Source organism: Psychrobacter sp. PL19, assembly GCF_017875835.1.
Classification (GTDB): Bacteria; Pseudomonadota; Gammaproteobacteria; order Pseudomonadales; family Moraxellaceae; genus Psychrobacter.
This window is the reverse complement of sequence record NZ_JAGING010000001.1, coordinates 1890392-1904960: the sequence shown is the minus strand read 5'-3', so window position 1 is coordinate 1904960 and position 14569 is coordinate 1890392. Positions and strand designations below refer to the sequence as shown.

The 14569-nt window shown below is 43.2% G+C and carries 12 protein-coding genes; 4 read left to right on the top strand and 8 right to left on the bottom strand.

From position 1 onward, the window contains the following. Nucleotides 1–311 precede the first annotated feature (311 nt). The 4 genes from bhcA to bhcD all read left to right on the top strand — a co-directional run bounded on the left by bhcA (nucleotide 312) and on the right by bhcD (nucleotide 5022). Nucleotides 312–1475 (top strand): L-aspartate--glyoxylate aminotransferase BhcA, encoded by a 1164-nt coding sequence (bhcA, locus tag H4W00_RS07735; RefSeq protein ID WP_209956978.1) that lies wholly within the window; start codon nucleotides 312–314, stop codon nucleotides 1473–1475. Between the two features lie 96 nt (nucleotides 1476–1571). Next, entirely contained in the window at nucleotides 1572–2552 is a 981-nt protein-coding gene (gene bhcB, locus H4W00_RS07730; RefSeq protein ID WP_209956977.1) for a beta-hydroxyaspartate dehydratase BhcB, read from the top strand. A 139-nt stretch (nucleotides 2553–2691) separates the two neighbouring features. Then, a complete protein-coding gene (gene bhcC / locus H4W00_RS07725) occupies nucleotides 2692–3846 on the top strand; it encodes a 3-hydroxy-D-aspartate aldolase BhcC (RefSeq protein WP_209956976.1) in 1155 nt (384 codons plus the stop codon). A 174-nt stretch (nucleotides 3847–4020) separates the two neighbouring features. Next, nucleotides 4021–5022 carry an iminosuccinate reductase BhcD gene (bhcD, locus tag H4W00_RS07720; RefSeq protein WP_209956975.1) on the top strand — a complete coding sequence of 334 codons (1002 nt, stop codon included), beginning with the start codon at nucleotides 4021–4023 and terminating at the stop codon, nucleotides 5020–5022. Between the two features lie 263 nt (nucleotides 5023–5285). Here bhcD and tnpB read toward each other — a convergent pair whose 3' ends face one another. The 8 genes from tnpB to H4W00_RS07680 all read right to left on the bottom strand — a co-directional run bounded on the left by tnpB (nucleotide 5286) and on the right by H4W00_RS07680 (nucleotide 14076). Continuing rightward, nucleotides 5286–6440, bottom strand: coding sequence for an IS200/IS605 family element RNA-guided endonuclease TnpB (gene tnpB, locus H4W00_RS07715; RefSeq protein ID WP_209956974.1), 1155 nt, complete (start codon nucleotides 6438–6440; stop codon nucleotides 5286–5288). 220 nt (nucleotides 6441–6660) lie between these two features. Beyond that, complete coding sequence (locus H4W00_RS07710) at nucleotides 6661–7917, bottom strand: cytosine permease (RefSeq protein ID WP_209956973.1); 1257 nt, start codon at nucleotides 7915–7917, stop codon at nucleotides 6661–6663. A gap of 111 nt (nucleotides 7918–8028) precedes the next feature. After that, the gene (locus tag H4W00_RS07705; RefSeq protein ID WP_209956972.1) at nucleotides 8029–8409 is read right to left on the bottom strand and encodes an allophanate hydrolase-related protein; all 381 of its coding nucleotides are present in this window, start codon (nucleotides 8407–8409) and stop codon (nucleotides 8029–8031) included. 68 nt (nucleotides 8410–8477) lie between these two features. Then, on the bottom strand, nucleotides 8478–9431 hold the full coding sequence (locus tag H4W00_RS07700) for a carbamate kinase (protein ID WP_209956971.1): 954 nt from the start codon (nucleotides 9429–9431) through the stop codon (nucleotides 8478–8480). Between the two features lie 72 nt (nucleotides 9432–9503). Further along, nucleotides 9504–10916, bottom strand: a complete 1413-nt coding sequence (locus H4W00_RS07695; RefSeq protein ID WP_209956970.1) for a DUF1116 domain-containing protein — start codon at nucleotides 10914–10916, stop codon at nucleotides 9504–9506. Between the two features lie 14 nt (nucleotides 10917–10930). Beyond that, complete coding sequence (gene fdrA, locus H4W00_RS07690; protein ID WP_209956969.1) at nucleotides 10931–12469, bottom strand: acyl-CoA synthetase FdrA; 1539 nt, start codon at nucleotides 12467–12469, stop codon at nucleotides 10931–10933. Nucleotides 12470–12552: 83 nt separating this feature from the next. Then, a complete protein-coding gene (locus H4W00_RS07685; RefSeq protein WP_209956968.1) occupies nucleotides 12553–13365 on the bottom strand; it encodes a DUF2877 domain-containing protein in 813 nt (270 codons plus the stop codon). A 48-nt stretch (nucleotides 13366–13413) separates the two neighbouring features. Beyond that, on the bottom strand, nucleotides 13414–14076 hold the full coding sequence (locus tag H4W00_RS07680; RefSeq protein WP_209956967.1) for a cysteine hydrolase family protein: 663 nt from the start codon (nucleotides 14074–14076) through the stop codon (nucleotides 13414–13416). Nucleotides 14077–14569: the final 493 nt, after the last annotated feature.

Below are 14569 nucleotides of genomic sequence, written 5' to 3'. Positions count from 1 at the left end.
AACTTGTTACAACTTGCGGTTAATGCTATATTTTAATCAGTTGGTGAGTATCTACACTTTTCAACCAAAACCTCTTGATCTATCCTTCGTAAAATAGTTACCGCAAGAAATGCCATAAAAAGAAAGCCGTAAGCAGTAGAGTGATAAATCACCTGCAACCCCTTTCTCTTGACATGGTTAATGTTTAAAAACTACAAAACACAAAAAATACAACTGTATGAGTCAGGAAGACTCTTGCACTAAATCTGCCTGACAAACTACATATATAATTCTTTGTGCCACCTTTATGCACACTTACAAGGATGTAACTCATGTCGCTACAAAACCCAGTTTTCATTCCTGGTCCTACCAATATACCAGACAGACTACGCCACGCGATGAACGTGCCCACTCAAGATCACCGTTCCCCTAGTTTCTCAAATACTTTGTTACCCGTACTGGCTGATGCTAAAAAAGTATTTAAAACGCAAGACGGTGAAATCATTATGTTCACCGCTAGCGGAACAGCAGGCTGGGAAGCAGCTATCACTAATACCCTATCCCCTGGTGATAAAGTTCTAGTTGCACGCTACGGTATGTTTTCTCATCGCTGGATTGATATGTGTCAGCGTCATGGACTCGATGTGCAAGTCATTGAATGTCCTTGGGGCACTGGTGCGCCTGCTGATCAATTTCAGGCCATTTTAAGTGCAGACACCGAGCATGAGATAAAAGCACTGCTGGTGACACATAATGAAACGGCGACTGGGGTATTAAGTGACATTGGCGCTGCTCGTAACGCTATGGACAGTGCTGATCATCCTGCACTTTTATTCGTTGATGGGGTGAGCTCAATTGCTTGTGTTCCTTTTGAGATGGATGCCTGGGGTGTTGATGTGGCGGTAGCGGGCTCGCAAAAGGGTTTTATGCTCGCAACGGGTATGGCCATATTAGGGGTTAGCCAAAAAGCACTGAGCATGATGGATCAGGCCAGATTACCCCGTACCTATTTTGACTTTCGCGACATGCTAAAAGCGAATGCTAATGGTGGCTTTCCTTATACGCCACCGTCTCAGCTGATTCATGGTCTAAGAGCCAGTCTCGATATGTTGTTTGAAGAAGGGCTCGAAAATGTTTATGCGCGCCATCACCGCATAGCAGAAGGCGTACGCCAAGCCGTTAGCGCATGGGGGCTTACATTATGTGCAGCATCACCCGATCTTTACTCTAATACAGTAAGCGCTATCTATGTCCCTGAAGGATTTGATAGTAACGCGCTAACCGATCATGCCTTTAATAAATATGGTGTATCTTTTGGGGTCGGCTTGGGTGAGATGAATGGCAGAGCGTTTAGAATTGGACATCTAGGCTCACTCACTGAGGTAATCATGTTATCAGGGCTGGCAGCCATTGAGATGGCGATGGTTGATTTGGACTATCCTATCAAACTGGGTCAAGGTGTCGCTGCGGCGCAAGAGTATTACCGCAATCATTAAGTAAAAAACAACTAAAAGTAACTGATATAAGTAACCAAATAGATAAACAAGCAGATAAATAAGCAACTCAACAATAAAAATTAAGGGGTATTTTTTATGATAACAAATAACGATGGATTAACGATCCCAACCCTTGACGATATGCTAGAAGCTCATGAGCGCATCAAGCCATACATTCATCGCACCCCTGTTTTGACCTCGCAGTTTTTAAACGAGATGGCGGGCTGTGAGATGTTTTTTAAATGTGAGAACTTCCAAAAAGCCGGTGCCTTTAAAGTGCGCGGTGCCTCAAATGCGGTGTTTGGTCTCTCTGAAGAAGCGGCAAAAAACGGTGTATGTACGCACAGTTCAGGCAACCATGCATTGTCTTTATCTTATGCCGCTGGCCGACGCGGCGTGCCCTGTCATGTAGTGATGCCACATAACGCGCCAGAAGCTAAAAAAGCGGCGGTACGTGGTTATGGCGGTATTATTACCGAATGTGAGCCATCAACTACCTCACGCGAAGAAGTGTTTGCTAAGGTTCAAGCAGAAACTGGTGGCGACTTTGTCCATCCATATAATGACCCAAGAGTAATCGCAGGACAGGCCACCTGTTCACGTGAGTTTTTAGAGCAAATGCAAGAGCTCGATAAAAACCCCGATATGGTTGTTGCTCCAATCGGCGGTGGTGGCATGATATCAGGGACATGCTTGACCTTATCAAACCTAGCCCCTGACGTTAAAATATATGCAGCAGAGCCCGTAAACGCTGACGATGCTGCACGCTCACTAAAAGCTGGTCATATCATCGCTGATGACGCCCCCGACACCATCGCTGATGGCTTAAAAGTACCGCTTAAAGATTTGACCTGGCACTTTGTCAGCAACTACGTAACTGATATTTTGACCGCGACCGAAGAAGAAATTATTGAAGCCATGAAATTAACATGGCGACATATGAAAATCGTCATTGAGCCAAGCTGTGCTGTGCCACTTGCCGTTATTTTAAAGAACAAAGACCTATTTGCAGGAAAAACGGTTGGCGTCATTATCACTGGTGGTAACGTCGATCTTGACAAACTGCCATGGAACTAAATATCAGTCATTAAACATCAGAAACTAAATATCAACCATACGAAAATCAGGCGTTAATTAAGCGCACGTTATGCGCAAATTTAAACTGCTTTTATACCATTAATGAAATAAAACTAACTAACAACATGGAAGACTTAAAATGACAATTGCTGCTGAATTAGAAGTAGGTTATAACGTACCCGCATCTGTTGGTATGGATGAAGCCGACATTCAAACCCCTTGCTTGATATTGGATTTAGACGCCCTTGAGCGCAATATCAAAAAAATGGGTGATTATGCTAAAGCGCATAATATGCGTCACCGCAGTCACGGTAAAATGCACAAATCGGTTGATGTACAAAAACTGCAAGAAAGACTTGGCGGCGCTGCCGGTGTTTGCTGTCAGAAAGTATCTGAAGCCGAAGTATTTGTGCGCGGTGGTATCAAGGACGTATTGATATCAAACCAAGTGCGCGAGCCTGCCAAACTTGATCGCCTAGCAAAACTGCCTAAGATGGGCTCAACCATCACGGTCTGTGTCGATGACCTAGACAACGTTGCTGAGTTATCAGAAGCGGCGACTAGAAACGGCACTGAACTTAATTGCTTTATCGAAATCGATTGTGGCGCTGGACGTTGTGGCGTTACTACTACCCAAGCTGTGGTCGATATCGCCAAAGCCATCGATGCTGCGGACAATATCCATTTCAAGGGTATCCAAGCCTATCAAGGCGCAATGCAGCATATGGACAGCTATAGTGACCGTCAAGCCAAGACCAAAATTTCAGTTGCTCAAGTCAAAGATGCCGTTGATGCGCTGACAGAAATCGGTTTAAAGCCAGAGTTTGTCTCAGGTGGCGGTACCGGCAGTTACTATTTCGAAAGTAATTCGGGCGTTTATAATGAATTACAATGTGGTTCTTACGCGTTTATGGATGCGGATTATGGCCGTATTTTAGATGAAGACGGCAACCGTATTGATAAAAATGAGTGGGAAAACGCGTTATTTCTTCTAACGTCTGTGATGAGCCATGCCAAAACAGATAAAGCCATTGTCGATGCCGGTCTAAAAGCTCAATCAGTCGATAGTGGTCTGCCATTTATCTATGGCCGCGACGATGTTGAATATGTTAAATGCTCGGACGAACATGGTGTGGTAAGCGATCCTCATGGCGTGCTTAAAGTAAATGAAAAGCTCAAGCTGGTACCTGGTCACTGTGACCCAACCTGTAATGTTCACGATTGGTATGTGGGCGTACGTAACGGTAAAGTCGAAACCGTATGGCCAGTATCTGCACGTGGTAAAATGTACTAAAAAACTCTACACTCGATATTATAATTTTTGCAATGGGTTGTGGCCAGGGCTATAAATATAGCCCTAGCATCTTTCGTGAATTATTACGATTGGCTGGGCTAAGATTGCCAGTCTATATGCTAAAGAAGCCAGCCCATATTGTATTGAAAGTTGCGCACTAAAAAGGAATTTACAATGAGTGAGGAAAACAATATTAATAATGAAGGCGGTCTACTAATCGTATCAGAAGACGCTTGTAAGTCAGTGATTGATCGTGCTTCTGCGTTTAGCGCAGTTGAAGATGTTTTTGCGGCGATGTCGCAAGGTGATGCTTATAACTTTCCGGTTATCCGCGAAGCCATTGGCTATGCTGATGCACTATATGGCTTTAAATCTGGCTTTGACCGTGCGGGTAAAGCACTGGGTCTTAAATCAGGAGGTTATTGGCCGGGCAATGCGGCTAAAGGCTTGACCAACCATCAATCAACGATCTTTTTGTTTGATCCCGATAACGGTAAATTGCGTGCATTAGTGGGTGGCAATTACTTAACGGCCGTACGTACTGCAGCAGCATCTGCGGTATCAATTGCCCATCTAGCCCGCAAAGACAGCAAAGTACTGGGTATGATCGGCGCCGGTCATCAGTCTACTTTTCAGCTACGCGCCGCTCTTGAGCAACGCGACTTTAAAAAAGTAGTCGCTTGGAATAAGAATAAAGATCGTCTCAAAAACCTACAAGCAGTTGCTGAAGAATTAGGCGTACCGTTTGAGGCCGTTGAACGTGAACAATTATGTGCAGAAGCTGATGTGATCATTACCATTACTTCGGCGTTTGAGCCGCTGCTTATGAAAGAGTGGATCAAACCCGGTACGCATATTGCCTGTATGGGCACAGATACTAAAGGTAAGCAAGAAGTTGATGCTGATCTAATGGCAGTTGCCACTGTATTCACTGACGAAGTCGCACAATCGATTAGTCTGGGTGAAACACAGCACGCAATTGCTGCTGGCACCATCAAAGAAGATGCGATTATAACGATTGGTGATGTGATCAATGGTAAGCATGCAGGCCGTACATCGGCTGATGAGATTACACTTTTTGATGGTACAGGTGTTGGCTTACAAGATCTAGCGATTGCCTCCGTTGCTGCCAAGCTCGCTCTAGAAAAAGGTAAAGCCCAGCAAATCTCGTTATAATTATTAGACCAATCATTTTATTTTAAAACAGCCAAATAACTCATTTATTTGGCTGTTTTTTTGTGATGAGTATAGGATGATCTGTGCTGCATCGATATTACTTTTCATTGACTATAGTGGTAACAACCTCATTGATATTTGGCAGTTTAAGCGTATGGAAACAAACAACTAACATGAACTACCGACCACCTATAGAGGTGGCGGTTTCTTAGGTAATACCCATACTTGATACGATATTCTGTATCAGAGGTTAGGCAAATTCACTAAGCTAACCCTGTCGCACCGACAGTTTTGAGTGTTACCAGTCTTAATCCCTCGTTTAAGATATTAAGGCTGGCATTGATATCTCGATTATTTTTTTGCAAGCAGCTCGGACAATCCCATGATCTTACCGATAGTGGCAGCTCAGCTTTAGTCAGTAAGTGACCGCACCCTGAGCAGGTTTTAGAGGACGGATACCACCTATCTATTTTGACAAGCTCTTTGCCATACCAGTCTGCTTTATACGCAAGCATGGTGGTAAAAGTAGACCATGAGCTGTCCAATATGGCTTTGGCAAGTTTGTGGTTTTTAACCATGCCCTTGACGTTTAAATCCTCAATTGCAATAACATCGTGGTTTTTAATGAGATTGAACGAGAGTTTGTGTAGGAAGTCTTTGCGTGTATTGGTTATTTTTTCATAAACTTTAGCGACTTTTGTTTTCTGCTTTTGATAGTTGCTGCTCTCAGACAGCTTGCGCTGCTGAGTTTTAGCAACCAATCTGCGTTTGGCCAATATTTTTTGTTCTCGCGCCAGTTTATTTTGCAATTTTGATAGAAATTTAGGATTAGCAACTTTTGACCCGTCTGATAGGACGATGAAGTCTATTAATCCTAAATCAATACCGGTGTTTGACTGGGTTTTAGGTAGATCGACGGCTACCGTTTCAACCAAAATACTGACAAAGTATTTACCAGTCGCGGTCTTGGTAATGGTGGCACTTTTAACCAGCCCTGTAATTTTTCTCTCAATGGTCGCTTTGATATGACCGATTTTTGGCAACTTAATACGGTTCAAGCCAACCGCAATCGTGCCTTTTTGATTGTTGGTGGTATAACTGTCTTTTTTACCTTTGTGTTTGAAGTTTGGGAAGCCGAAAGTAGGTGATTTGAAGAAGCTTTGGAAGGCTCTTTGTAGGTTGATTTGCACATTGGCCAATGCCAAGCTATCCACTTCTTTCAACCATTCAAACTCTTTTTTATACTGAGCGGGTGTGTTTTTTAAGCTTTCTTTATGACAGTCATAATGTTTTATTTTATCAGCAAGCATTCTATTCCATATAAAACGAGCGCAGCCGAATGACTTAGCAAAGAATATTTGTTGATCCTCTGTCGGGTACAGTCTGATTTTATGGGCTTTAAGGATTTGTTTGCTCATATAGAAGTTGTTTGTCATTGGCGGTATAATTATTAATTATTATAACAAACACACCAAATAGTAACCCAAAAATACGCATTCATCCCACTACTTTAGAAGTAGGGGAATTCTGCGCCGAGGTGTTAAAAAAATGCCCCATCTAATAAGATGGGGCATTTTTTTAACTTTTAATAAGTTTAGACTTAATTACAAATGAACTTGTAAGATCGAACTTGAAAACTTAGGCATTACTATTTGTCTTCTGAGAAGTTTTACTACCCATCTTAGTGAAGATAAAATAGCCTATAGAGGCAATCAGAAGAGAATCTAGTGATGGGATACCAGATAAAGTAAACCAGCCATTTACAGTACAAAAGCCAATAAATGAGCCCACAACCCAAGCCACGAAAGTTAACGGTTTGATTGCAGGATCTTTTTCCAGGCTCGCCTCATCATAACCATCTTGGCGGTTGATAAAGAAGTCAGCAATGTAAATACCGGCTATGGGCGGCGTTGCAATCCCAAGAAATAGTAAGAACGGGATGAACCACGTCAAGATATCCATACTACCCACTATGACTGCTAAGATACCTAGAGTAACGGTAATTTGCCATTTGGGAAACTTAGTGAATAAGGTTGATAGCACTAATGTACCTTGGAACATATTACCCGCATTGCCGGTAATACAAGCAAATACTAGCAAAATAGCAGCCGGTAACGTCGTGCCGATAATCGCCATGGCTGATAATAACGAGTCCTCAGAAGTAATTGAACCCGGTATTGCCCCTATTAAAAATAGCACAGGATAAGCCACACCAAAAGTCAAAACGGCAGCCATTATGGCATGTTTACGGTTACGCACGAAGCTACCAAAGTCAGGAGAGGTGGCAACCAATACTATGATAGTACCTACCACTGAAGAGACCGCGGCACCAAAGCTTAAAGTACTGACCTTTTCTACCACAGCCACAGAAGATGTTAGTGACATATATAAAATCACTAGCATCAGTAGCACGATAATGGGCACTGCAAATTTCGACACCTTGCCCAAAGCTTCAAAACCAAAAGCAGTAGAGGCCACAAAAATAACACAGCCGAAGGCTACGATGAGTGGAAAAGGCAAATCAAGCTGGAACTGAGTTATTAAAAGATTTTGTAGACTATTGCCAAACATATTGGCGGTCACAGCTATCCAACCAAATAGACTAATGGCCATAATGACATTGATGGCATTAGCTCCTTTACTACCGAATGAGTATTTTACAATACCATAAGTAGGTAAGCGCGCTTTTTCACCAATAATAATGTTGATTACAGCAAGAACGGTTAGAATTAAACTACCGACAGCAATGACCAGCGCTGCTGACCCTAATGTCAGCTGGCTACCAAGGTTCGATGATGCTAGCAAAAGTGGGGTAACCAAAATACCCAAAAGGATTATTGCTATTTGAACACCGGAGGCGGTATCAGATTGTTCCGTATTGTTTCTGCTACTCATATTATCACGCCTTAAATTCGAAACTGAATGCGGTTAAAGAGTTTCCAAGAATGTCCGTATAAAAAATTTTATACGGACATTCTTTTACATCTCGATTTATGCGTTAATGATTTATAACTTGGTATAGTTGCGCCAGCCGCCAGTTTCAGTGATTTCACGTTGCCCTTCAACGAGCCATGACTCACCTAAGACACCAAGCAATTCTGTGCCATCGGCCAGTTTAACTTTACCAATAGTAAGCCCTGCAGGCTCATTGCTCAATACTGAGGCAAAGGCTGCCATTGGTAATTCCCATATTTCAAGATCAACACTGTTGTTCTCTTCAAGTGTGCGAATCATAGCAGGATGAGCATCATTGATGGTCCATAGACGATAATGCTTATCTGTTTTGTCTTCGCGAATGAATGTGGCACCCACATTCAATAAATTTGGGTTGAGCTCAAGATCGCGCATCAAGGTGCCGTTTACTGCTAAAAGGGCTGTGTTGGACATAAAATTTACTCCATAAATAAACGTTGCTCCGGTCATACCGGATTTAAATAAATACTGAACTTAAATAATTAGTTATTGCGGATCCAAGTACCGGTTTCACCATCAATAGCCTTGATAACAGTGCCAGGTTTGGTGATCAGGCCTGCCCCTTTAGGATTGCCTTCTAAGAACATCAACAAAGCATCGACTTTAGGTTTCATTGAACCTTCACCGAATTGACCTTCTTCGCTTAATTTTTTGGCCTTGGCTGGGCTGAGCTCGTCTAACCACTCCTGCTCTGCGGTACCAAAGTTAATAGCGACCTTTTCAACACCAGTCGGAATGATCAACAAGTCAGCTTGTAATTCTTTTGCTAGCATGGCTGTGGCCACATCTTTATCGATGACCGCTTCAACCCCTACCAAGTCACCGCTAGCATTGCGCTCAACTGGAATACCACCACCACCAGCTGCAATCACTAGCGTGCCACTATCAAGTAAGGTTTTAATGCTGCCAGATTCAATAATCTCTTTTGGACTTGGACTGGCTATGCAACGACGCCAGCCGCGACCTGAGTCCTCCATAATGTGCCAGCCAAGCTCGCTGGCACATTTTTCCGCCGTCTCTTTATCCATAAAAGATCCAATAGGCTTACTTGGATTTTCAAAGGCAGGATCGTTGATATCAACTAGGGTTTGTGTCACTAAGGTCACCACTGGACGGGTCATACCGCGGCGGCGCATCTCATTATTTAAGGCCTTTTGAAACATATAGCCGATCGCACCTTGGGTATCACCAACGGCGTAATCAATCGGGACGGGATTGACTTTATAAGCGGCCAGCTCTGAGCGGTACAAGATAAAACCAACTTGTGGGCCGTTTCCATGAGTCAAGACCAAGTCAAAACCGCGTTCAATTAGATCGATTAGGTAACTGACGTTATTAGTGACTGTTTTATACTGATCATTGATTGAGTTGTGGTCGTCATTTTCAATCAGTGCATTGCCGCCAAAAGCGACAACCGCTAAAGGTTTTTTAGTCATATTGATTCCTATTGATTATATTTTTTAGTAACTGTATTTTTTAGTAGCTGTATTTTTTAGTAACTGTATTTTTTAGTGATTGCGTTGAGTGGCAAAGGCTTCTAAAGCATCAACAAAGCATTGCATGGGTGCCGTTGTGATACCAGCTCCGATTTGGCCCACACCCGCTTGTTTATGAGCGATACCTGTGTTGATAATCGGTAGCACTGAGTGATCGACAACCTTGCGTGCGTCAATACCAGCGGCTGTTGGTGCAAAATTAAGCGCAGGTAAAGTAAAGGCTGGATTGCCACCTAAAGTGATGGCCTGCATGGAGCGGCTATTATTGGTGGCATCAATTGGCGTTCCACCAACGAATTTTACAATTGCTGGTGACGAGGCCATAGCAAAGCCGCCCACGCCAGCAGTTTCAGTGATAGCGCTGTCACCCAAATCGGCTGCGGCATCTTCAATGCCATAACCTGGGAAGAACAGACCATCAACTGGATTGGCTGGCGCTTCAAACCAAGTGTCACCAGTACCTGAGAGACGAATACCGAAATTGACGCCATTACGAGCCATGACGGTCACCATTGTACTATTGGTGATGTTTTCGGCCGCTTTGAGCATGCTTTTACATGCCGCCATTGATAAGTTTAGGAAGAAATGATCATTAGCGGTAATAAATTCCAGGACTCTTTGTACTTGCTCTTTTGGCAATGAAGTCTTAAGTAAAGCTGGCAAAAGCTGCTTCAATAATAGACCCGTTGCAGCGGCGTTACGATTATGTACCTCATCGCCCATGTGCAAAGCTTGAGCCATAATAGGCTTTAATTCTATCGGACCTGATTGTACTAGCATGGCTTTCATCGCTTCTGCAAGCTCAGTGCCCATCCACTCTAAACGTTCAATGACCACTGGGTTATTGGCACCAAAGCGCAATACTTTACCCAGCCCTTCATTGAAGTTACTGTAAACTCGCTCATTATCACTGTTAGGGTTTTCGATGACCCATAATGGCATTGAGCGACTGATAATACCGGCCATTGGGCCTACAGCATCATAATGATGGCAAGGCTCGAATAAAACGTCGCCGGTGTGTACGAGTGCTTCAGCTTGCTCAATATCTTCAGCCCATTTTTCAAATAAAATAGCACCTAAGATAGCGCCTTGAACCGGACCACACATATCTTCCCAGGCAATAGGAGGACCTGCATGTAGGATTAGTTTTTTGGTAGCAAGGGTAGGAATTGCTTCGCCTGCGAGCATGACGTCTACTAACATTGGCTGTGCTGTTAAGTAGCGCTCCATGGCAGTTTGGTTTGCCAATTCAATATCTGCTTGATTGAGTAATCCAGCTAGGGCAAGGCCGCCTGTGCGATCCCCGCCTGCTGGTGGTTGCCAATTCATAGCGATAGCTTCACCGCCGGCACGTTCAATATTAGACGCAAAACTTGCTAGGCCTGCGTTGAGGACGATTAATTTCTGATTAAAGAGCTCTTTCATTGGAATGTCCTAATTTAGCTAAGTTGAGAAACAAATTGAGCAGCAAGGTGTGCAGCATCGGCATTGCTATCGGCAATTAACACCTCTGCTGTCGTCAACGAGGCACGAATCAAGTCGCACGATTGTGGGTCTAAATCTGTACCACATACATGAGCGATAAATACCGGTTGAGTTGCAGAATCACGGCGAACTTGCGCAATAATATCAAGCAGATCAGCTACTGGCGTCTCTGATGCACCATAACCTAAGACCACATCAAATAAAATAACGGCGGTATCAGGATCTTGAGCATCTTGTAAAATTCTTTCGTTACGCAAAGTGGGGTCAATCATTGGATGCGGTTTACCTTGGGTAAAATCGTCATCGCCTAAATCTACGATAGTATGCTGCTGGCTGCTCCACACATCATCAAGTAGGCTATTGCCTGCAATGGGTGTGTTGGAGTAAGCTTTTAAGCCATATTGGTCGGCAATAATTTGCGCTTCAAAACAAAAAGTTCCGCCAGCAAATACGCCTCGAATATAGCGCTGAGTTGGCGCTAAAGAAGTGGCCAGTCCCGCTAATACAGAATTATCTTTTGGTTCAGTTTGCACAGCAGGAATTGCTTGGTCATTTAACACAGCAACAGCCACTTCGGCCGAATGAGCCAATGAATGAGCAAACTGTATATTATTGAGTGCTGTATTACTGTCTGTAGCGCCAAGGAAATGCACCACAACTGGTTTGCTTACCTTTGAAGCGGCTTCTAAAATTCGCTCTGCAATAGCTTTGGCTGGTGGCTTTGAGATTAGTACAATGACTTTCGTCTCTGCATCATCAGCAAGCGCGCGTAGACCCTGCAGCATAGAGATGCCGCCAACGTCTTGATGCAGATCATGACCACCTGTGCCTAAGGCTTGTGATATACCCTCACCTAATTGATGAACACGGCAAGTGGCTTCTTGTAGTCCAGTGCCTGATGCCGCTACCACCCCGATTGCACCGCGACGAACGACGTTAGCAAACCCTAAAGGAATACCATTGATAATAGCAGTACCACAATCAGGACCCATTACCATAAGCTCTTTTTGTTGCGCCAAATCTTTGATTGCACGTTCATCTGCAACGGATACATTGTCGCTGAACATCATCACATTTAACCCAAGATTCAACGCTTTCATAGCTTCTGCCGTTGCATATTCTCCCGGCACAGATATTAGCGCTAAGTTGGCGTCAGGATGTTGATCCACCCCAAGGGCAAAGCTAGTCAAGGGTTGTGAGAATTGTTGACCGTCATCACCCGCATCTGGTTTTGCAGTTAATGCCTCGTAAGCAACGTCAATGGCTTCGTTACATGCCGCTTCTTCGCCTCTGACAGCAACCACGAGATCATTAGGCTTGGCGACGATATCGGTGCCAAAACCGGCGTCAGTCATACGCGCAATATTAGCTTCAGTACCCATCGCAACAGAAGCTTCATCGACGCCATCGATTTTGTTAAGGCGTGCTGAGACTTGCATTAGGGATACAGAATCTTGATATAGATTTTCAAATTTTTTATATTTAATGATCATGAAAGTACCTGTTAATATATGTTTTTAATTCAGTAGTTATTGATTTAGGAATTTTTAATTCAATATTCTTCAATGTAATATTTCTAATTTAGGCCATACAGCTCATTTAGGAAATACAGCATCCCAGCAATGGTATCAGCGCCAGAACTGGCACCAATACTAAGGTTGGTCACAACGGCTGTGTTGATAACTGAGACTTCTTCTTGGGTCAATAAATAATATACCAGCCATTGCACGGGGTAAGAAAAATGGCGAGATAATGCTAAGCCTAGATAATGAGCACTAATGTCATTAGTCTTATCCATATTTAACCGTATTGCTGATTGCATATTCTGATAAATGATTTTAGCTTTTGGGTTGATGCCCATTAAGCTTGATAATACAGCCATAGCTCCGATTAAAAAATCATCCCCTGATGGAGTGAGTCCTTTACCAAAACCTATGTTTTTAACTAATTCTTTTGAGGAATGCTCAATACAATTCGGTAGTGTTAGACCTAAATAGGCTATGTAGTTATCAACAGAGCTTATCTCTACCTGCTCTTTTTTTGATAGATGTTCACTTAATATTTTTTCAGTGATAATAAGGTTGTTTTTAACTTTTTCCCAATCAAGTACTGACACTGGTGGCGCTTGTTGCCATTCTCTCGCAGTAAGGGTGTTAACGGCTAGCATGATAGAGGACTTTATACGGATAATACCACCACGCATAAAGACCTCATCACCCACCTTAACTCTAGTTATCAAATCTCCTAGCGACTCAAAATAGCACTGATAAGCCGTAGGTGTCGCTGGTAATGTGCTATCGAGAAGGGATACCCAAGGCGTTTCAACAAGATCTGTTGTGACGTTCATCGAACGCCGAAAAACGCTGTGTACTTTGCCATTAAACGACATCGTTGGGCAAAGGTATCCCTTAGTCAGTGCCAGCATGATTTTGATAGTTTATTTAAGCGCTGCTAGAATCTTGTCAGAATCAGATACCCAACCAAAAATACCGCCTTGAGCTTTAATCATCTCAAGCGTAGATTTTTGAAACTCTGGGAAATAAGAAGCCACGCAATCTTCAGGAATAATACACTCGTAACCACGGTCGTTAGCTTCACGAACGGTCGTGTTAACGCAAACTTCAGTCGTCACACCGCAAACAATTAAGGTCTTGATATTACGATTTTGTAGAATCAATTCCAAATCTGTTTGATAAAAAGCACCTTTACCTGGTTTGTCGATAACAGGCTCGCCAGCAACAGGGTACAATTCTGGAATGGTATCGTGGCCAGCTTCACCACGAATAAGAATGCGGCCTTTTGGACCTGTTTCACCAATAAAAGCTTTGCCGCCACGATTAAGCTTGGCAGGTGGGCAATCGCTTAGATCAGGACGATGACCTTCACGAGTATGGATAACCATAAGCCCGATATCACGTGCGGTTTTTAATAGTTTGGCACAAGGTTCAATAGCAGTGCGTACTAGTGATACATCGTTACCTAACGCTTCGCCAAAGCCACCTGGCTCAACAAAATCTCGCTGCATATCAATGACGACAAGCGCGGTAGTTTCTGGATCAAAGCTCAAGGCAAATGGTTCGGCTTGGAATGATTTAGTCATAATTTAACAACCTTATAATAGTAAAGTTAGAATAGTAGTATGTTTTATATCAGCTTAAAATGATATCTAAACTTGAGTGAATGCTCAAACTAAGCCGTCATTGTTCTTTAAGCAGCTCGGTGCTCACTGCTGTGAACTACTTTGAGCGACAGCTCGCGACACTAGGCTAGTTAGCCCTACTGCTAGATAATAACTCAGTGACTTAAGTTATTGTCACTTAGCTTATCGTTCAGTTGTTTAAGCATCAAAAACTAAAAAAAACGGGCAGTATACTAATCCGTTTTCCTTATACTAACACTATCTACGCCGCCTATGTAAAGCGCTTCTAAAAATAATGCCATATCCTAGGCAACATTATGTACAGCAGGGCGGTCGACATCACTTTGTGTAAAGGCACACAAAATTGCAACCCTCGAATTGCAACCGTCGACCGAGGCGTACAGGGTCTAAATACTTTTCTATTTCTCCTAGCTGCTGAGATTTGGTGAAGTGA

Coding starts and splice junctions, on each gene's coding strand:
- bhcA (WP_209956978.1), top strand. CDS start 312: ATGTCGCTACAAAACCCAGTTTTCATTCCTGGTCCTACCAATATACCA.
- bhcB (WP_209956977.1), top strand. CDS start 1,572: ATGATAACAAATAACGATGGATTAACGATCCCAACCCTTGACGATATG.
- bhcC (WP_209956976.1), top strand. CDS start 2,692: ATGACAATTGCTGCTGAATTAGAAGTAGGTTATAACGTACCCGCATCT.
- bhcD (WP_209956975.1), top strand. CDS start 4,021: ATGAGTGAGGAAAACAATATTAATAATGAAGGCGGTCTACTAATCGTA.
- tnpB (WP_209956974.1), bottom strand. CDS start 6,440: ATGAGCAAACAAATCCTTAAAGCCCATAAAATCAGACTGTACCCGACA.
- H4W00_RS07710 (WP_209956973.1), bottom strand. CDS start 7,917: ATGAGTAGCAGAAACAATACGGAACAATCTGATACCGCCTCCGGTGTT.
- H4W00_RS07705 (WP_209956972.1), bottom strand. CDS start 8,409: ATGTCCAACACAGCCCTTTTAGCAGTAAACGGCACCTTGATGCGCGAT.
- H4W00_RS07700 (WP_209956971.1), bottom strand. CDS start 9,431: ATGACTAAAAAACCTTTAGCGGTTGTCGCTTTTGGCGGCAATGCACTG.
- H4W00_RS07695 (WP_209956970.1), bottom strand. CDS start 10,916: ATGAAAGAGCTCTTTAATCAGAAATTAATCGTCCTCAACGCAGGCCTA.
- fdrA (WP_209956969.1), bottom strand. CDS start 12,469: ATGATCATTAAATATAAAAAATTTGAAAATCTATATCAAGATTCTGTA.
- H4W00_RS07685 (WP_209956968.1), bottom strand. CDS start 13,365: ATGTCGTTTAATGGCAAAGTACACAGCGTTTTTCGGCGTTCGATGAAC.
- H4W00_RS07680 (WP_209956967.1), bottom strand. CDS start 14,076: ATGACTAAATCATTCCAAGCCGAACCATTTGCCTTGAGCTTTGATCCA.